This window comes from Brevundimonas sp. SS2672, from assembly GCF_059579685.1.
In genome coordinates, this window is record NZ_CM184201.1 from 830085 (window position 1) to 846649 (window position 16565).

General features: G+C 67.2%; 19 protein-coding genes, 1 tRNA gene and 1 pseudogene. 6 read left to right on the forward strand and 15 right to left on the reverse strand.

Features of this window, described 5'->3' with window-relative positions:
- Nucleotides 1–182: 182 nt before the first annotated feature.
- The 3 genes from AC52GN_RS04035 to AC52GN_RS04045 all read left to right on the forward strand — a co-directional run bounded on the left by AC52GN_RS04035 (nt 183) and on the right by AC52GN_RS04045 (nt 6064).
- Nucleotides 183–1625: an aldehyde dehydrogenase family protein gene (locus tag AC52GN_RS04035; protein WP_496528263.1), complete on the forward strand. Its 1443-nt coding sequence runs from the start codon at nt 183–185 to the stop codon at nt 1623–1625.
- Between the two features lie 189 nt (nt 1626–1814).
- Entirely contained in the window at nt 1815–4373 is a 2559-nt protein-coding gene (locus tag AC52GN_RS04040; RefSeq protein ID WP_496528264.1) for a TonB-dependent receptor, read from the forward strand.
- A gap of 11 nt (nt 4374–4384) precedes the next feature.
- Nucleotides 4385–6064, forward strand: a complete 1680-nt coding sequence (locus AC52GN_RS04045; protein WP_496528265.1) for an alkaline phosphatase D family protein — start codon at nt 4385–4387, stop codon at nt 6062–6064.
- Between the two features lie 10 nt (nt 6065–6074).
- Here the strand turns inward: AC52GN_RS04045 and AC52GN_RS04050 are convergent, their stop codons facing one another.
- The 6 genes from AC52GN_RS04050 to AC52GN_RS04075 all read right to left on the reverse strand — a co-directional run bounded on the left by AC52GN_RS04050 (nt 6075) and on the right by AC52GN_RS04075 (nt 9245).
- Nucleotides 6075–6539, reverse strand: a complete 465-nt coding sequence (locus AC52GN_RS04050) for a MarR family winged helix-turn-helix transcriptional regulator (protein WP_291783208.1) — start codon at nt 6537–6539, stop codon at nt 6075–6077.
- Nucleotides 6540–6558: 19 nt separating this feature from the next.
- A complete protein-coding gene (locus AC52GN_RS04055; protein ID WP_496528266.1) occupies nt 6559–6729 on the reverse strand; it encodes a hypothetical protein in 171 nt (56 codons plus the stop codon).
- 8 nt (nt 6730–6737) lie between these two features.
- Nucleotides 6738–7013 carry a hypothetical protein gene (locus tag AC52GN_RS04060; protein ID WP_496528267.1) on the reverse strand — a complete coding sequence of 92 codons (276 nt, stop codon included), beginning with the start codon at nt 7011–7013 and terminating at the stop codon, nt 6738–6740.
- A gap of 135 nt (nt 7014–7148) precedes the next feature.
- Nucleotides 7149–7631, reverse strand: coding sequence for a hypothetical protein (locus AC52GN_RS04065; protein ID WP_496528268.1), 483 nt, complete (start codon nt 7629–7631; stop codon nt 7149–7151).
- 27 nt (nt 7632–7658) lie between these two features.
- The gene (hmpA, locus tag AC52GN_RS04070) at nt 7659–8861 is read right to left on the reverse strand and encodes an NO-inducible flavohemoprotein (protein WP_453989224.1); all 1203 of its coding nucleotides are present in this window, start codon (nt 8859–8861) and stop codon (nt 7659–7661) included.
- A gap of 54 nt (nt 8862–8915) precedes the next feature.
- The gene (locus AC52GN_RS04075; protein ID WP_496528269.1) at nt 8916–9245 is read right to left on the reverse strand and encodes a TehB family protein; all 330 of its coding nucleotides are present in this window, start codon (nt 9243–9245) and stop codon (nt 8916–8918) included.
- Between the two features lie 135 nt (nt 9246–9380).
- Here AC52GN_RS04075 and AC52GN_RS04080 point away from each other — a divergent pair, with 135 nt between their 5' ends.
- Nucleotides 9381–9806, forward strand: coding sequence for an RrF2 family transcriptional regulator (locus tag AC52GN_RS04080; RefSeq protein WP_291783162.1), 426 nt, complete (start codon nt 9381–9383; stop codon nt 9804–9806).
- A gap of 124 nt (nt 9807–9930) precedes the next feature.
- On the opposite strand, the gene AC52GN_RS04085 is transcribed toward AC52GN_RS04080, so the two are convergent.
- From AC52GN_RS04085 to AC52GN_RS04120, 8 genes and pseudogenes are all read right to left on the reverse strand, one after another.
- Nucleotides 9931–10134, reverse strand: a complete 204-nt coding sequence (locus AC52GN_RS04085) for a hypothetical protein (RefSeq protein WP_496528270.1) — start codon at nt 10132–10134, stop codon at nt 9931–9933.
- Nucleotides 10135–10409: 275 nt separating this feature from the next.
- Nucleotides 10410–10498: transfer RNA gene (locus tag AC52GN_RS04090), tRNA-Ser, on the reverse strand.
- Between the two features lie 98 nt (nt 10499–10596).
- Nucleotides 10597–11589, reverse strand: coding sequence for an NUDIX hydrolase (locus AC52GN_RS04095; RefSeq protein ID WP_338576175.1), 993 nt, complete (start codon nt 11587–11589; stop codon nt 10597–10599).
- A gap of 22 nt (nt 11590–11611) precedes the next feature.
- Nucleotides 11612–12204, reverse strand: a pseudogene (locus tag AC52GN_RS04100) (YfbR-like 5'-deoxynucleotidase).
- Nucleotides 12205–12358: 154 nt separating this feature from the next.
- Nucleotides 12359–13237 carry a methyltransferase type 11 gene (locus AC52GN_RS04105; protein ID WP_291783139.1) on the reverse strand — a complete coding sequence of 293 codons (879 nt, stop codon included), beginning with the start codon at nt 13235–13237 and terminating at the stop codon, nt 12359–12361.
- Between the two features lie 94 nt (nt 13238–13331).
- Entirely contained in the window at nt 13332–14192 is an 861-nt protein-coding gene (locus tag AC52GN_RS04110; protein WP_496528271.1) for an AAA family ATPase, read from the reverse strand.
- Nucleotides 14193–14262: 70 nt separating this feature from the next.
- On the reverse strand, nt 14263–14469 hold the full coding sequence (locus AC52GN_RS04115; RefSeq protein ID WP_291783135.1) for a hypothetical protein: 207 nt from the start codon (nt 14467–14469) through the stop codon (nt 14263–14265).
- Between the two features lie 8 nt (nt 14470–14477).
- A complete protein-coding gene (locus tag AC52GN_RS04120) occupies nt 14478–14903 on the reverse strand; it encodes a hypothetical protein (RefSeq protein ID WP_496528272.1) in 426 nt (141 codons plus the stop codon).
- 154 nt (nt 14904–15057) lie between these two features.
- Here AC52GN_RS04120 and flbT point away from each other — a divergent pair, with 154 nt between their 5' ends.
- Both flbT and flaF read left to right on the forward strand, forming a co-directional pair.
- Entirely contained in the window at nt 15058–15483 is a 426-nt protein-coding gene (flbT, locus tag AC52GN_RS04125; protein ID WP_046653004.1) for a flagellar biosynthesis repressor FlbT, read from the forward strand.
- Nucleotides 15443–15805, forward strand: coding sequence for a flagellar biosynthesis regulator FlaF (gene flaF / locus AC52GN_RS04130; RefSeq protein ID WP_046653005.1), 363 nt, complete (start codon nt 15443–15445; stop codon nt 15803–15805). Before flbT ends, flaF begins: the two co-directional genes overlap by 41 nt.
- 16 nt (nt 15806–15821) lie before the next feature.
- Here flaF and AC52GN_RS04135 read toward each other — a convergent pair whose 3' ends face one another.
- Complete coding sequence (locus tag AC52GN_RS04135) at nt 15822–16475, reverse strand: exopolysaccharide biosynthesis protein (RefSeq protein WP_496528273.1); 654 nt, start codon at nt 16473–16475, stop codon at nt 15822–15824.
- Nucleotides 16476–16565: the final 90 nt, after the last annotated feature.

Consider the following 16565-nt stretch of genomic DNA (forward strand, 5'->3'; position numbering starts at 1 on the left):
CGAGGCGGACCATTCCGGTCTAAGCCAAAGAAGCTATCGACCTATGCTTCTTTTGGCTTGATCGATGGGCGCTGATTAATGCGCAAACGCTCTGGATCCATGTCGACTTCGGGGGTTCGCTTAGGTTGATCGGGTGCTTAGGCTTCGGTTGTTCCCACGCTTTCCAGATCAGAGATTTCCCCATGACCGAGACGCTTGAGCTATCGCACTGGATCGGCGGCGAGAAGATCGCCGGGTCGCGGCCGGGCGAGAGCCTGAACCCGTCCGATACGCGTCAGGTCGTGGCGCGCACGCCCAAGGGCGGGGCGGCCGAGGTGGATCAGGCGGTCCAGGCGGCGCGCGCCGCCTTCGGCCCCTGGGCCGACGCCGCGCCCGAGGTCCGCTCGGACATCCTGGACCGGGCCGGGACCCTGCTGATGGAGCGGCGCGAGGCGGTCGGCCGCCTGCTGTCGCGCGAAGAGGGCAAGACCCTGGCCGAGGGCATAGGCGAGACCGCCCGCGCCGCCCGCATCCTCAAGTTCTTCGCCGGCGAAGCCCTGCGCCTGCACGGCCAGAACCTGGCCTCGACCCGGCCGGGCGTCGAGATCCAGACCTATCGCCAGCCGGTCGGGGTGTTCGGCCTGATCACCCCGTGGAACTTCCCCATCGCCATTCCGGCCTGGAAGATCGCCCCGGCCATCGCCTTCGGCAACACCGTGGTCATCAAGCCCGCCGGTCCGACCCCGGCCACGGCCGAGGCCCTGATCGCCATCCTGCATGAGGCGGGCCTGCCCGGCGGCGTGGTCAACATGGTCATCGGCGACGGCGACGTCGGCCGCGCCATCGTCGCCCATCCGGACGTGGACGGAATCAGCTTCACCGGCTCGCAGAAGGTCGGCGCCGGCGTGGCCGAGGGGGCGATGAAACGCCAGGCCCGCGTGCAGCTGGAGATGGGCGGCAAGAACCCGCTGATCGTTCTGGACGACGCCGATCTGGAGCGCGCCGTGGCCATCGCCCTGGACGGCAGCTTCTTCGCCACCGGCCAGCGCTGCACCGCCTCCAGCCGCCTGATCGTGCAGGACGGAATCCACGACCGCTTCGTCGCCGCCCTGGCCGAGAAGGTGAAGGCTTTGCGCGTCGGCGACGCCCTCGACCCTGCGACCCAGATGGGCCCCGCCGTGACCGAGGCCCAGCGCCAGACCGCCTATGACTACATCGACATCGCCCGCGACGGCGGGGGCCGCGTGCTGGCGGGCGGCGAACGTCTCAGCCTCGACAAGCCGGGCTGGTACGTCCAGCCGACCCTGATCGTCGACACCCAGGCCGACGCCCGCATCAACACCGAGGAAGTGTTCGGCCCCGTCGCCTCGACCATCCGCGTCGCCTCCTATGAAGAGGCCCTGGCGGTCGCCAACGGGGTGGAGTTCGGCCTGTCGGCGGGCATCGTCACCCAGTCGTTGAAACACGCGCGCGACTTCCAGCGCCGCGCCAAGGCGGGCATGACCATGGTCAACCTGGCCACGGCGGGCGTCGACTACCACGTCCCCTTCGGCGGCACGAAGAAGTCCAGCTACGGCCCCCGCGAACAGGGCTTCGCCGCCGCAGACTTCTACACTCTGACCAAAACCAGCTACTCCGCCGGGTGAGACGGGCGGCGCGCTAGGGGCCGCCGCGCTTGCCGTGCTTCAAGGATGAGGCTGCGGCCGGAAAATAGGGTGTGGTGCGAGGAAGTTTCGCCTATTCGCCGCCGCAGCTTCATTCGGCTGTGACCGGCTCGTCGCGCACGCGACATTCAGCATCTCTAGGTCTGATCCGCTTTCTCAGGGGGTAAGACCATGAAGCCGATCAGCCTCAAGCGTGGATTCCTGGCGGGCACCGCCGTAGCGGGTCTGATGGCGGCCGGCGCCGCCCACGCCCAGAGCGTTTCGCCGGGAGAGGCGACGACCGCCGTGGACGACATCGTGGTGACGGCCCAGCTGCGCGCTCAGGACCCGATCGAGGTGCCCTTCGCCCTGACGGCCTACAGCGGCGACTTCCTGGAAAACCTGGGCGTGCAGGAGTTCGACCAGCTGTCGGCCTTTGTGCCGGGCTTCCTGGTGCAGAACCAGTCGCCGAACAATCCGGGCTTCGTGATGCGCGGCATCACCTCTGACTCGGGCGCCGCCACCGCCGAGCCGCGCGTGTCGGTGTTCCAGGACGGGGTGTCGATCTCCAAGTCGCGCGGCTCCTATGTCGAGCTGTTCGACATGGAGCGGGTCGAGGTGGCCAAGGGGCCGCAGTCGACCCTCTATGGCCGCGGCGCCCTGATCGGCGCGGTCAATCTGGTGCAGAACCGCGCCCGTCCGGGCCGGTTCGACGCCGGCGCTCGCATCGAGGCGGGCGACCTGGACTATCGCGCGGTCGAGGGCTTCGTGAATGCGCCGGTAGGCGAAACCGGCGCCTTGCGCCTGGCGGCGCGGATGAAGACGCGCGGCGGCACGGTCGAGAACCTGCTGGGCGGGGAGGACTATAACTCGATCGAGACCAAGGCGCTGCGCCTGTCGGGCGCCTGGGCGCCGACCGACAACCTGCGCGCCGATCTGATTGCCAACTATCAAACGGATTCGGCCAGCGGCACCTCGTTCAAGTCGATCGCCTATGATCCGTTCGATCCGAAAACGGGCGCGTCTCTGGGCGGTCGGGCGCCGTGGGACGGCGCGGCCCTGACGCCGGGCGCCGATTTCGACGGCGGCGTCGGCCTGGGCCTGGATCGCGAGGTCTGGGGCGTGACGGGCCTGGTGAAGTGGGACCTGTCGCCGTCGCTGACGCTGAACTCGACCACGTCCTATCGCCAGTTCGACTCGACCGAGGTGTTCGATCCGGACGGCACGCCGCTGCCCCTTCTGACGGCGGCCGAGCACGCCTATGGCGAACAGTGGAGCCAGGAGTTCCGCCTGAACTTCGACAACGGCGGCCGCTTCTCGGGCTTCGTCGGCGCGGGCTATTTCAACGAGGAAGGCTTCCAGCGGATGCCGACTCAGTTCGACGAGCGTCTGGCCCTGCTGCAACTGGCGACGCCGCTGGGCGACCAGCGATTGAAGATGATTTACGCCGCGCCGACGCCGTTGCTGATGGGCGGCATTCTTCAGTCCATGCTGCCTGCCGCAGCGCATCCGCTGATCCCCGGCATCGTCGGCAATCTGAAGCCCGCTCACATCGAGACGGCGACGAACCGGGCCGATCTGACCTCCTATGATCTGTTCGGCGATCTGACCTTCAAGGCGACCGATCGGTTGGAGTTCTCGGGCGGGGTGCGCTGGACGCGCGACGACAAGACTACGGGTTATTCGGCGGCGGTGCTGAACGGCCGTTCCATCGCCGGCGGCCTGGTGGCGGTGCAGACCCTCGGCGTTCAGGCCCAGCAACTGGCGCAGGCCGGAGACCTGGCCGGCGCTCAGCGGCTGCAACAGCAGATCACGGCCATCCTGACGGGGCTGGCGACGCCGGGAGCGGCCGACCTGCCGCTGGCCTCGGGCTTGCCTCTGTTCGCGCTGACGGCTCAGCCGACCGCCAATAACGGCGACCTGATCCAGGCGGATCACGAGGACGACGGCTTCACCTGGCGTCTGACGGCGCGCTACGCCGTGTCGGACGACGCCAGCCTCTACGCCAACTATGCGCGCGGCCGTCGCCCCGAGGTGCTGGAGGTGCGCGGCCCGTCCGTGCCGCTGGGCGCCCCGACCTTTGAAGTCATCCCCGCCGAGACCGTCGACAGCTTCGAGGTCGGCTACAAGGCGGCGCTGATGGATCGCCGCCTGCGTCTGGACGGGGCGGTGTTCCACTACGCCTACGACAACTTCCAGACGACCGAACAGGACGGCACGCGCTTCGTCACCGTCAATGCGGGCAAGGCCAACGCCTATGGGTTTGAAGGCCAGGTCGCCTTCGCCGCGACGCCGACCTTTGATCTGTTCGGCACCTACGGCTACAACCACTCGCGCTTCGACGGCGGCGCGCGCGACGGCAACCGCTTCCGCCTGTCGCCGGATCACATGGCCTCGATCGGCGCGACCTGGCGCCTGCCGATCGAGACCGGGACCATCGAGATCCAGCCGACCTACACCTGGCAGTCCAAGGTCTTCTTCGATGACGACAACGACCGCCCGGACCTGCAGACCGGCAACTTCGTCGCCGACACGGTGCAGGACGAATATCAGGACGGCTACGGCCTGCTGAACCTGCGGGTGCGCTACGCCCCGTCGTCGGGGAACTGGGGCGTCGAGGCCTTCGGCGACAACCTCCTGGACGAGGAATACATCAAGGACGCGGGCAACACCGGTGATGCGCTGGGCCTGCCGACCTTCATCGCCGGACGAGGCGCCAGCTACGGCGTCGCCTTCACCCTGCGCTACTGAGGACCAGAGCCATGACCATGAACCGTCGCGGCCTTCTGGGCCTGTTCGGCGCGGGCGCGGCGGCGGGCTGCGCCACGGTCCCGACGGGCGAAGGCGTCGCTGTCGCCTTCGCCCACGGCGTGGCCTCGGGCGATCCGGCGACCGACCGGGTGATCCTGTGGACGCGCGTCACCCCGGCGGGCGGCCATGCGGGGCCGGTCTCGGTCGCCTGGCGCGTACTGGACGGGGAGGGGGACCGCGTCGTCGCCTCGGGCCGGTTCGAGACGGGGCCTGAGCGCGACTATACGGTCAAGATCGACGCGGCGGGCCTTCGCCCCGGTCGCGACTATCGCTACGACTTCGCTGTGGGCGAGACGCGCTCGCCTGTGGGCCGCACCCGCACCCTGGCGGCGGAGGGCGTCGCGCCGGTCAATCTGGCGGTGGTGTCGTGCCAGCTGCACCCCGGCGGCCTGTTCAACGCCTATGAGGCGATCGCCGCCCTGCCGACCCTCGACGCCGTGGTCCATCTGGGCGACTATATCTACGAATACGGGGCGGATTCCGACGCCTACGGCATGGCGACCGGGCCGAAGCTGGGCCGCGTGCCCGAGCCGGCGCACGAGATCGTCTCCCTGGCCGACTATCGGCTGCGCCACGCCCAGTACAAGCGCGACGCCGACCTCCAGGCCGCCCACGCCCGCGCGCCCTTCATCTGCGTCTGGGACGATCACGAGACGGCCAACGACGCCTGGCTGCACGGCGCCGAGAACCACCAGCCCGAGACCGAAGGCGACTTCGCCCAGCGCAAGGCGGCGGCGCTGAAGGCCTATTATGAGTGGATGCCGATCCGCGAAGCCGCGCCCGGCGCGTTGAAGGAGGCGATCCATCGCAGCTTCCACTTCGGCGACCTGGCCAGTCTGATGATGGTCGAGACCCGCCTGACCGGCCGCACCGAACCGTTGGCCTATGACAGGGATCTGACCGCCAAGGAGGGACCGGACGGCGAGGCGGTGCTGGACCTGGACGCCTTCCGCGCCAAGTTGAACGACCCGGCTCGCGACCTGATGGGGGCGCAGCAGCGCGACTGGCTGAAGCGCGAACTGACCGCCTCCAAGGCCAAGGGCCGTCCGTGGCAGGTGCTGGGCAATCAGGTCGTCATGGCGCGCGTGGCCGGTCCCGACGTGTCTCGCACCCTGACCGAGGCTCAGGTTCAGGGCCTGATGGCCCAGATCCCCGAGGCCTATCGCGACCAGTTCGAACAGGCCCTGTTCCTGTTCAAGATGGGCCTGCCGTTCAACCTCGACGCTTGGGACGGCTATCCGGCCGGGCGCGAACGGCTCTACGCCGCCTTCGCCGAGGCGGGGGTGCAGCCCATCGTCCTGGCCGGCGACAGCCACGCCTTCTGGGTCAACGAGCTGAAGGACGCGAACGGCGCGCGCCGGGCGGTCGAATTCGGGACCAGCGCGGTCTCCAGCCCCTCGATCGGCGACGCCATCGGCGGCTTCCCTCTCGGTGCGGCGCTGATGCAGGCCAATGACGAGGTGCGCTTCTGCGACCAGTCGGCCAAGGGCTTCATCCTGCTGACCCTGACCGAAGACCGGGCCGAGGCGGCCCTGATGCAGGTCTCGACCATCTTCGCCAAGCCGTTCGAGGTGACGACGTTGAAGCGCGTCGGCGTCAGCCGCGCCGATGGGGCGATCACCGGCGTCTGAGCCGAGCCGTCTAGGCGCCGGTGTCGCAATCGTTTGGGCCGACAAAGTCCTCCACCAGGTCGGACAACTGCAGGAGCAGCGCCTCGAACGCCGGTGTCACGGTTTGGAGTTCACGCAGGTTGCGCGCCGAAAGCGTCGCCAGAACGGCCTCGCCCCTGGCCGTCAGGCGCACATGAACCTTGCGCCGGTCATGGACGGCGATGTCGCGTGTGATCAGGTCTGCCGCGACCAGGCGGTTGACCAGTTCGGCCGTGCTGTGGGGGCGTAGCAGCAAGCGGTTGGCCAGGTCACCGACCGTCATCTCACTGGTGAAACTCTGCGCCTTGATCGCCAGCAAGGCCTGATGTTGCTGGGATGTCAGGCCTGCCGCCTTGGCTCCCTGTTCGGCGAAGGCCAGGTACCGCCTGATGGTGAAACGGAACCGGGCTAGGGATTCGAAATCCGCCTGGGTCAGTTCGGTGGAGGGATGCGACATCAGGCGACGACCATACAGGCTACAGGTTCTTGTTTCTCTTGATGACGGACCAGCCGATCGCCGACAGGCCGGACAGGATGAAGGCCACGCCAATGAGGGCCTTGACCATATTCGACGTCAGACTGCCGCTTACCATCAGAAAGATGCCGATCAGCAGCGCCAGCATGCCTGACGCGGCGAACACGAGCACGGATCTCATCACAGGCCTCGAGCGGCCGGTGCGGCGTTCAGGGTGTCGGGGACCGGTAGGGGAAAGAAGGTGGTGGTCCCCAGAATGGCGTGACCTTGATCCTCTACGGCCATCTGAACCCCGAGGCCCGACAGGGCGAAGCGTGCGGCGATCGAACGCGCCGCAGCCTCGGCCGCCCGCCCGGAACGGAACATCTGGGCCTCGAAGCGGGGGCGACATTCCAGGCGCCAGCCGGCGCCTTCATTGATCACTCGGATGGTTACGTCGTCAGGCGGTGCGGACATCGTGGTTCTCCTATGGGATCAAATATGTCGTAATACGATATAATTGCAAGCGAGCAGCCCTTGGCGGTTCCGTCGCGCCTCGAACGGCGACGTCCTACAGGCCGAGCACTCGCTGTTCAGCGGGGACCTGGACGATCAGGCCATGGCGCGCGCGGGCGACGTGCGCCATTGCATTGAGCCCAGCCCTACAAGGACCAGAAGCTTGCCTGTCTCCAGCGCCACGTAGAGCCAGTGGTGCTCAGAGGGCGGTGGTGTTTCGCCGGCGACGATGAAGGCGATCCGCGCGTCGAGTATCGGCAGAAGCCATAGAGACTGCGCTGCAAGGACAAGCGCCAGCACGCCCACGCAGATCCAGAGGCCAAGCGGGACGCTCGTTCGCCCGACCCATGCGACAGCCAGGGCCAGCAGAACGACCAGGCCCCATTCCACACGCGTGAACAGGGCGAAGGTCGCCTGGCCGACCTCCAGCGCCGTCGCCAGGGTCAGCGACGGCGCCTGGAACTTCACCGGCGTGGCCAGGAATGAAACGCCGATCAGCAGGCCCAGCCACAAGGTCGCAACGAAGGCGACGCTGGCGTAACGTGCTGTTGCGTCTGTCGACGATCTGTAGCGGGCCATGCCGGCTCCATTCAGGTCCTGCGACGGTTAGGCTGCGAGGATTTCGTCCGCAGGGCCGAAGAATTCATAGTGGATGCGATCTGCCGGAACTCCGGCCTCACGAAGGTCCGACACCAGGGCGCGCAAGAAGGGGCGGGGGCCGCACAGATAGTAGTCGGCCTCCTGGATCGGCGTTTGCTGGCTCAACCAGGCGCCGGAGATGCGCCCTGCATGGTCATGGCCGTCGGCGTCATTGGCGGGGGCTTCATAGAAGACGGTGCTGCGCGCGCGCGGATGGGCCGCCGTCAGGGCGCGGATGTGCGGCCCCATGGCGTGAACCCCGGCGTCATAGGCGCCGTGGACATAGTGGACCTCCGTATCCGGCTTCTCGGCGACCAGGGTCTCCAGCATCGACACCATGGGCGTCAGGCCGACCCCGCCGGACAGCAGCACGACCGGGCGCTGCGGCGTCTCGGGCAGGAAGAAGTCGCCCGCCGGCGCCCCGACCTTCAGCACCATGCCGACGCGGGCGTTGTCGTGCAGCCAACCCGAGGCCAGGCCCTTGTCCTCGCGCTTGACCGAGATGCGATAGGTCTCGTCGTTCGGGGCGCAGGAGATGGAGTAGTTGCGCTTGATCGGCGCATGACCGGGGATGTCGAACCAGAAGGTCAGATATTGGCCCGGTCGGTGACGCAGGATCGGGCCGCCGTCCTTGGGCTTCAGCACGAAGGAGGTGATGACCGAGCTTTCGGGGCGCACCTCGACCACCTCGAAGGCGCGCCAGCCGTTCCAGCCGCCCTTGGCCGCCGCCAGGTCCTCGTAGATGGCCGCTTCGCGGGTGATCAGGATGTTGGCCAGGAACCAGTAGGCCTCGCCCCAGGCGGTCATGATCTCTTCTGTCGCGGCTTCGCCCAGAACATGGGCGATGGCGCCCAGCAGGGCCGCGCCGACGTGAGGGTAGTGATCAGGCAGGATCTGCAGGCCGACGTGCTTCTGGGCGATGCGCTCGACCGCCGCGGCCAGGGCGCCCAGGTTATCGATGTTGGCGGCGTAGGCCAGGATGGCCCCGGTCAGGGCGCGCGGTTGGGAACCGGCGTCGCCGTGGTGCGAATGGTTGAACAGGTCGCGGATCTCGGGGTTCTGGAACATCCGCGAATACATTTCGTGGACGATGTCGAGACCATGCGCCTCAAGCGCGGGAACAGTGGCTTTGACAAGCGCAATCGTGCGCTCGCTGAGGGCTTGAGCCATCAGGAAACTCCTAGGCGATACTAAGTGGGGGAAGGAAAGGGGGGCTGCCGGCGTCTAATCGCCGGGCGGCTCGTTGTAGAAATCGACGTGCATCTTCATCGGCCCCAGCGGTTCGACGAAATGGACCTGTTGCGGTTTGATACGGCCCGGCGTTCCCGGACGGAGCACAGTGGTCATGTGCGGGTCGCGATAGGTCAGGCTGACCTCGCCCTCCAGCACCTGGATCAGACCCCAGGCTCCCGCCTTGAGGCTGTGATCGGCCCGCAGGGCGGCGGGCAGGGACGAGGCGTCAAACACCGGCGTCGAGCGATAGGGGATCGACGCTGAAGCGGCTCGGGCGGCCGGGGCCGGCGGTTGTTCCAGACTATGCGAGCGGCCGTTCATCGCCCTTGCTCCATTGATGCATTGCTAATGCATCTATAGCCCGCGTTTGAAACATGCAATGAGGATGCATAATTTCCTGCGGCGCGATGACGCGCTGATCGAGAGCCCCGCCGTAAGCGGCTCCAGAGAGGTTGAATGCGCCTGACGCGCTATACGGATTACGCCATGCGGGTGCTGCTCTACCTGGGCGCACGCGAGGATCGGCTGTGCTCGATCGCCGAGATCGCCCAGGCCTACGACATCTCCCAGAACCACCTGATGAAGGTGGTCAGCGACCTGGTGAACGCGGGCTATCTGGTCAGCGTGCGCGGTCGATTCGGCGGAGTGAGGCTGGCGCGCCCGCCGGCCGAGATCAACGTCGGGGCCGTGGTGCGCCACACCGAGGACGGCTTCGATCTGGTCGATTGCGGAAACTGTATCATCGCGCCCGCCTGCGGCCTGACGGGCGCGCTGCATCAGGCCCTGGCCGCCTTCATGAAGGTGCTGGACGGCTATACGTTGGAAAACCTGCTGGCTCGCCGGGTCGACTTGGCGCGTTTGTTCGAACCGTCGGACGCTTAGTCAGCCGCCGCCTGAAGCTATCGCTCGCGCCAGATGGCGAAGGGGCGCTGCGGCCGGATAGGCGGGCACCATCCGTGTTCCTCGCCGTCTACGGTGCACCCCTCGGGTGCCTTTAGCTGGCGGCCTAGACGATCCCGAGGGACCCTAGGCCAGCACAGAAGATCACGAACAGGCCGATACCCACGGCAAGCTTGAACGCAGCCGTGAGGACACGCCCCGCCAATACGAAGCCAGCCTCCACCCGATCCTTCACGGTCGGCGGGGGAGGTACAATCCCGTTCGCGTAGTAGATTTCGCGGGGCGGCGGCGGGAGCTTGTCGTCGTACATGGCTGAAATATGCCATCCCGGCCGGAAGCCCGCAACGCGCCTCGGGTGTTCCTGAGGGACCTGAGGGTTACCTGAGGGAGACCTGAGATAATCTCGCCCCAAGGGTGCAACTTTATTCGCGGAGGGACTGGCACACCCAAACCTGACTATCACCCAGCGGTGAAAGCTTGTGCGGCCTAGGGGGGCCAAAGGTGTGCCACAGGATCGCTGGCACAGTGTGCCACCTGCCACACCCCGGAAAATCGGGCTAAATCGTTGATTTTATTGAAGTTCGATGGCGGAGAGGGGGGATTCGAACCCCCGGTACGCTTCCACGTACGCCGCATTTCGAGTGCGGTACATTCAACCACTCTGCCACCTCTCCGCGGGTCGATAGTCCCTAATGGGGCTGAGCGAGCGGCTTCTCTAATCAAAGGCTGCGATGGCTGCAAGCCATGACGGCGAAGAAATTTGAACGGCGGTTCAACGCTGTCCGGGAAGCGACAGGCCGAAGGCGCCGCCGTCGCCGGGTTCGGGCCGGACGTGGCGGAACAGTTCGGCGGGACGGCCGCCGGTGTCGCTGGTGAAGACGCCCGTGGGCTGGACCAGGCCGGTGCGCTCGACGCCGCGGCGGAAGTTCTGCTTGTGCAGCGACAGGCCCGCCACGGCCTCGGCCGCCGCCTGCAGTGCGGACAGGGTGAAGGTCGCGGGCGTGAGGTCGAACAGGACGGGCCGGTATTTCAGCTTGCTGCGCAGGCGGGCGACGCCGGTCGCCAGGATGCGGCGGTGGTCGGACGTCATGGACAGGTCGCCGAGCGGAGCGGGGGCTGGGCGACCGTTGTCGCGGGCGGATTCCTCGACCAGACCCGCCTCATAGAGGAGTTCATAGCGATCCAGCACGCGCTCCTCGTTCCAGCGGGCGCCGGGCGTGAGGGCGAACAGGGCGTCGATGCGGCCCTTGCGCGCGGCGTCGTCGACGGCCCAGGCGCTCAGGGCGGGGATCAGGCGTTCCATGACGGGCGGGCGGCCCCGACGCCAGTCCTCCCAGGGGAAGACGTGGAAGATGGGCGTCCATGCCGCGTCGCGGCCCGAAGCGTCGAAGCTGGCGGAAGCGCCGAAACTGGCGCCTTCGGCGGCGTCGGCGGTCAGGGCGAGGTAGCCGACCGAGATCTCGCGCGCGCGATCCGGGCCGGGCGTGGCGCGCGGGGCGTCGCGGCCCAGGTCGCCGAAGGTGTAGAGCTGTTCGACGAAGCCCAGGGGGAAGCCCGTCTGAGCCGCCACGAAGTCGCGGAGCGCCAACTCGAAGGTCCGGTCGCGCGCCGGATCGAAGGGGCCGAAGGGCAGGGCGGGGGCGCCGTCGGGGGCGTGGGTGGTCAGGACGACGGCCTCGCGGTCCCGCAGGGCGATGATCACCGCCGACAGGCCGATCCTTATGCCGGTGTGGGAGGATGACGCCTCCGTCCGCCCCTGGTCCATGCGTCTCCCTTGCGCCCGCTTTCTATTCCGTGTGCCAGGCGTCGGCGCCGGGCAGGATGCCGACAGCTTCGGCCAGAACGCGATAGCGGTCCAGATAGCGCTCCTGGGCCAGGGCGGCGGGCAGGGGTTCGATCACCAGATCATAGCCGGGGGTGGGGCGCCGAAGATCTGCAGGGATTCGCGGCGGGTGAATCCGGCCAGTTGCGTCGCCTCATAGAAGGCGCAGGCCTTGTCGGCCTTCTTGATCAGCGACTTGATCGTCTGCGGGGTCTTGGGCGGCAATTGGAAGCGGACGTGGATCGCCGCCTCCAGCCGGGCCTCGAAGTCCTTGTAGCTGGCGCCCAGGGCCGATTTGAACGGCGAGATCATGTCGCCGATGACGTATTCCGAGGCGTCGTGAAGCAGGGCGGCCAGGCGCCATTTCGGCTCAAGCCCCGGACGAATGTGGGCGGCGATCTCCTCGACCACCAGCGAGTGCTGGGCCACCGAGAAGGCGTGCTCGCCGATCGTCTGGCCGTTCCAGCGGGCGACGCGGGCCAGGCCGTGGGCGATGTCCTCGATCTCGATGTCGAACGGCGAGGGATCCAGCAGGTCCAGGCGGCGGCCGGACAACATGCGTTGCCAGGCGCGCGGCGGCTTGGGTTTGCGGACTCGGGGCGCGGGGCCGGCGTCTTCGATTTCTTCGGCCAAGGTCTTGATGCTGCGCATGCTCAGGCTGGTGACTCAGACCGAACGCGCGATCAAGGGCGGCCGTTGCGATAGATGGGGGTTAATCGCCGACGTTGAGCGTCACCAGGGCCTTGGCGGCGTCGAACAGGCGGTCCGGGTCGCGGTCCTTGCTGCGGACGGTGGCGACGACGATGGGGCCGCCGACGGGACCGCGCGCTTCATAGCCCACGGTGCGCCAGCCGCTGGCGGACGGCTCGTTCGCGGCCATCAGGAAGGTGGAACGCACGGATTCGCCCGAGGCGCTGGTGCGGATGCGTGCGGCGCTGTCGGTCGCGTCGATGTTCACGGCGTCGTCTCCGGACGAGACGTTGACGCGGCCGCTCTTGTCGTCGGCGCGGATGGTCAGGCCGCCGATGCGGATGTTGGCGCGGTCGCCGTCAGCCTCGATCTTCATGCCGGGCAGGCGGACGGTGGCCTTGTCGCCCTGGGCGTCGACGCGCAGGCCCGGCATTCTGACCTGGGCGGAATCGCCTGCGACCTCATCGGCGACCCTGGACGCCTCGGCGGCGGCTCGGTCGGCGTCAGCCTCGGCGCGGGCGGCGTCCGCTTCGGCCTTGGCGGCGGCGGCCTCCGCTCGAGCGTTCTCGGCCTCCACCTGGGCCATGGCTTCGGGCAGGTCGGCGGTCAGGCGGGTCTCGAAGGGTTTCAGCGCCGTCTGGGCCGAGCGGCCGTCCAACTGGACCAGTTGCAGGATGACTTCCGAACCGCGCGGGCCGCCGTAGACGCAGGACCCGTCGGCCCGGGCCGACCCCTTGCGTGTCAGCACGCCCTGGGTCTGGGGGCATTGCAAGGCGTCGACCACCTTCAGCACGCCGGACGAATCCGAGGTCGTGGAGGTGGTGATGCGCACCGAGCCGCCATTGTCGCAGGCGGCGGTCATCAGCGCCAAGGCGATAACGGGCCAGGTGATGTGTTGCATGGTCGGCTCCACTCCAGGCACCGATTGTGCGCCATAAGCGCGGCAGGGCCAGTGAAATCGCGGTAATCGAAAGACGACGGGAAAGCGGCTGAAATCAGCCGCCGGGGCGGGCGCCTTCGCGACGGCTCATGAAGGCCAGGCGCTCGAACAGATGCACGTCCTGCTCGTTCTTCAGCAGGGCGCCGTGCAGCGGCGGGATCAGCTTTCCCGGCGTCTTTTCGCGCAAGGTCTCAGGCGAGACGTCGTCGACCAGCAGCAGCTTCAGCCAGTCCAGAAGCTCCGAGGTCGAAGGCTTCTTCTTCAGGCCCGGCGTGTCGCGGATTTCATAGAAGGTCTTCAGCGCCTCGGCGACCAGGCGCGGCTTGATGCCGGGGAAGTGGACCTCGACGATGTCCTGCATCGTCTCGGCGTCGGGGAAGCGGATGTAGTGGAAGAAGCAGCGGCGCAGGAAGGCGTCCGGCAGCTCCTTCTCATTGTTCGAGGTGATGATGACCACGGGGCGGACCTCGGCGCGGATCGTCTCGTCGGTCTCCTGAACGTAGAACTCCATGCGGTCGAGCTCCTGCAACAGGTCGTTCGGGAACTCGATGTCGGCCTTGTCGATCTCGTCAATCAGAAGGACGGGGCGGGCCGGGGCGGTGAAGGCCTCCCACAGCTTGCCCTTCTTGAGGTAGTTGCGGACGTCGTGGACGCGTTCGTCGCCCAGCTGGCTGTCGCGCAGGCGGCTGACGGCGTCGTATTCATACAGGCCGTTGTGCGCCTTGGTCGTCGATTTGACGTGCCAGGTGATGAGCGGCGCGTTCAGCGCACGCGCCAGTTCATAGGCCAGGACCGTCTTGCCGGTGCCCGGCTCGCCCTTGATCAGCAGCGGCCGTTCCAGCGCCACGGCGGCGTTGACGGCGACCTTCAGGTCGTCGGTGGCGATGTAGTTGGACGTGCCTTCGAACCGGCTCATGCGAAACCTGCTCCATTCCGGGGGAAGGGAGCAGGTAGCTTAAAGAAATCCGTGTGAACAGGCGGCAGGCTCAGGTGATGCGCTTGGCCGACACTGGATCGCTGGCGGGGAAGGTTTCCTCGACGCCCTCGTCGATCAGGGCTTCCTGGCGGTTCTCGGCGTCCTTCTCCTTGTCCTTCAGCTGGTCGGGCTTGCCGCTTTCGTGCGGCGCGCGCTTGGCCGGAGGGGTGTTCGGGTCGGCGTCTTCCTGGGCCTTGGTCGGATGATGGTCGGTCATGAATTCCCTCACTGTTCAGGGCCGTAGCCCAGGTCCTCTATGTCGTCGTCGGAGAGACGCTTGGCCTCCCAGTGGGCGGCGCTGGCCTGGGCGCCGCGCTGATTGCGCATCAAGCCGGCATAGACCAGCTCGACCTCGTCGGCGCCCGACGCCGGGGCGCCGTCGCCGTCGGTTTCGCTCAGGCGCACGCTGTCGACGCCCAGCAGGGCGTCAGCCTCGGCCTCCATCCCGTCCAAGGCCAGGTCGCCCTCCAGATCGGCGTAGTCTTCATCAAAGGGTTCGGGGTCGGCGTCGCCGTCCAACTGGGTGACGTCCAGAACGTCGTCGGCTTCGTCGAACGACAGGTCGCCGTCGCCTTCATCGTCCAGATGGGTCTCGTCATAGACCTCGGCCTGGTCCTGGCCGTCGGCGTCAAAGTCGGGGGCTGGCATCATCGTCTCCCTTCGAAAAGCTCAACGGCTCGGCTCGTCAGGGCGTTCCCATCAGTCGGAACGCGACGCGCCAAATGAAGAGATGGTTAACCACGTCGCTTTACAGTTCTTCAGCGGCCGGCCGTCACGGTGAGGGCGGCGCCACGGAGACCTTCCCTTGCCTCTGAAACTGTCGCTGAAGCCCGGCGAAAAATTCGTGCTGAACGGGGCCGTCGTGCAGAACGGCGACCGTCGCGGCGTCCTAGTCCTGCAGAACAAGGCCAGCGTTCTGCGCGAGAAGGACATCATGCAGCCCGAGGACGTGACCACGCCCGCGCGCCGCATCTACTTCCCCGTCATGATGATGTATCTGGACGAGGCGGAGGCGCCGAAATTCTATGATGAATTCGCCCTGCGCCTGACCGAATTCATGGGGGCGGTCCGCAATCCGGACGTCCTGACGGAATGCGTCGCCTGCTCCAAGCACGTGCTGGCGCGTCAGTATTACAAGGCCCTGATGGGCGCTCGCAAAATCGTCGATTACGAAGACCAAAGGCTCGGCAATGTCGCTTCAGGCGTACAAGACGGCGGCGACGCGGGCTGAATCCCCGCGTGAGATGGAGTACCGGCTGTTCGGCCAGGTGACGCGCGCCCTGATGCACGCCGCCACCCTGGACAAGTCGGATGTCGCCGGGCGGATGGACGCCCTGGACTGGAACCGCCGCCTGTGGTCCACGCTGGCGACCGCCTGCTCGGATTCGACCAACGCCATGCCTCAGGCGATGCGGGCGCAGTTCATCTCGCTGAGCCTGTTCGTCAACCGCAACACGTCCGAGGTCATGAGGGGCGAGGACGACTTCTCGACCCTGATCGACATCAACCGCATGATCATGCAGGGACTCAGCGGCCAGACCGACGCGGGCTGACGCGGCTCTGGATTTCCTAGAAGAGGTTTGCGGCCCAACTGGCGATGTTGCCGACGACCGCGACCACTGTGGTCCAAACCAGGGCCAGATAGACGCCGCACACGGCCGTGCCGAAGAAACCGGCCAGGATGAAGGCGCCGTCCCGCTGGATGATGCCCAGGCCGAACAGGGCCAGGGTCAGGCCGGGCAGGGCGTCGCCGAACGGCACCGGCAGGGCCATCATCATGGCCAGCAGGATGCAGATCACGCCGATCGCCACATCCGCGGCTTCGCCGGTCAGAACGGGCCAGCGCGGCTTGGTCAGCCGCTCGACCCGGCGCAGGCGGGGCAGAATCTTCTCCGCCGCCGTCCGATAGGAGGCGCGGCTTACCGACAGATCCAGCAGCCAGCGCGGCAACCACACCTTCTCGCGCTGCAGCGCCAGCTCGGCGGCGATCAGGATGATCGGCACGGAAAAGACCGCCTTGCCGCCCGGCGGCCAGGGGAAGAGCGCCATCAGGGCCAGCATCAGGATGACGGCGCCGAAGCCGCGCTCGCCGAAGGCCTCGACCATTTCGCGAAGGGACAGTTTGTCGGACTCGCCCTGATCCAGCCGGTCCTGGCCCAGGCGCTCCAGCACGTCGGAGAAGGTCCGCCCCTCATCGGGCGGCGGCGTGGAAACGAGCGTCATCAAGCGAGACTCAGAGCGATATCATGCGCGACGTTAGGGGCGCGCCGCGACTTGCGCCATCCCCGCCGCGAGGGTTGCGACGAAATAGGC

Excerpts from the sequence above, each read along its gene's own strand:
- hmpA (WP_453989224.1), bottom strand. The coding sequence starts at position 8,861 with ATGGCTCAAGCCCTCAGCGAGCGCACGATTGCGCTTGTCAAAGCCACT.
- AC52GN_RS04080 (WP_291783162.1), top strand. The coding sequence starts at position 9,381 with ATGCGCCTGACGCGCTATACGGATTACGCCATGCGGGTGCTGCTCTAC.
- AC52GN_RS04050 (WP_291783208.1), bottom strand. The coding sequence starts at position 6,539 with ATGTCGCATCCCTCCACCGAACTGACCCAGGCGGATTTCGAATCCCTA.
- AC52GN_RS04040 (WP_496528264.1), top strand. The coding sequence starts at position 1,815 with ATGAAGCCGATCAGCCTCAAGCGTGGATTCCTGGCGGGCACCGCCGTA.
- AC52GN_RS04095 (WP_338576175.1), bottom strand. The coding sequence starts at position 11,589 with ATGGACCAGGGGCGGACGGAGGCGTCATCCTCCCACACCGGCATAAGG.
- AC52GN_RS04110 (WP_496528271.1), bottom strand. The coding sequence starts at position 14,192 with ATGAGCCGGTTCGAAGGCACGTCCAACTACATCGCCACCGACGACCTG.
- AC52GN_RS04045 (WP_496528265.1), top strand. The coding sequence starts at position 4,385 with ATGACCATGAACCGTCGCGGCCTTCTGGGCCTGTTCGGCGCGGGCGCG.
- AC52GN_RS04120 (WP_496528272.1), bottom strand. The coding sequence starts at position 14,903 with ATGATGCCAGCCCCCGACTTTGACGCCGACGGCCAGGACCAGGCCGAG.
- AC52GN_RS04085 (WP_496528270.1), bottom strand. The coding sequence starts at position 10,134 with ATGTACGACGACAAGCTCCCGCCGCCGCCCCGCGAAATCTACTACGCG.
- flaF (WP_046653005.1), top strand. The coding sequence starts at position 15,443 with ATGTCGCTTCAGGCGTACAAGACGGCGGCGACGCGGGCTGAATCCCCG.
- AC52GN_RS04035 (WP_496528263.1), top strand. The coding sequence starts at position 183 with ATGACCGAGACGCTTGAGCTATCGCACTGGATCGGCGGCGAGAAGATC.
- AC52GN_RS04065 (WP_496528268.1), bottom strand. The coding sequence starts at position 7,631 with ATGGCCCGCTACAGATCGTCGACAGACGCAACAGCACGTTACGCCAGC.
- AC52GN_RS04105 (WP_291783139.1), bottom strand. The coding sequence starts at position 13,237 with ATGCAACACATCACCTGGCCCGTTATCGCCTTGGCGCTGATGACCGCC.
- AC52GN_RS04135 (WP_496528273.1), bottom strand. The coding sequence starts at position 16,475 with ATGACGCTCGTTTCCACGCCGCCGCCCGATGAGGGGCGGACCTTCTCC.
- AC52GN_RS04075 (WP_496528269.1), bottom strand. The coding sequence starts at position 9,245 with ATGAACGGCCGCTCGCATAGTCTGGAACAACCGCCGGCCCCGGCCGCC.
- AC52GN_RS04115 (WP_291783135.1), bottom strand. The coding sequence starts at position 14,469 with ATGACCGACCATCATCCGACCAAGGCCCAGGAAGACGCCGACCCGAAC.
- AC52GN_RS04060 (WP_496528267.1), bottom strand. The coding sequence starts at position 7,013 with ATGTCCGCACCGCCTGACGACGTAACCATCCGAGTGATCAATGAAGGC.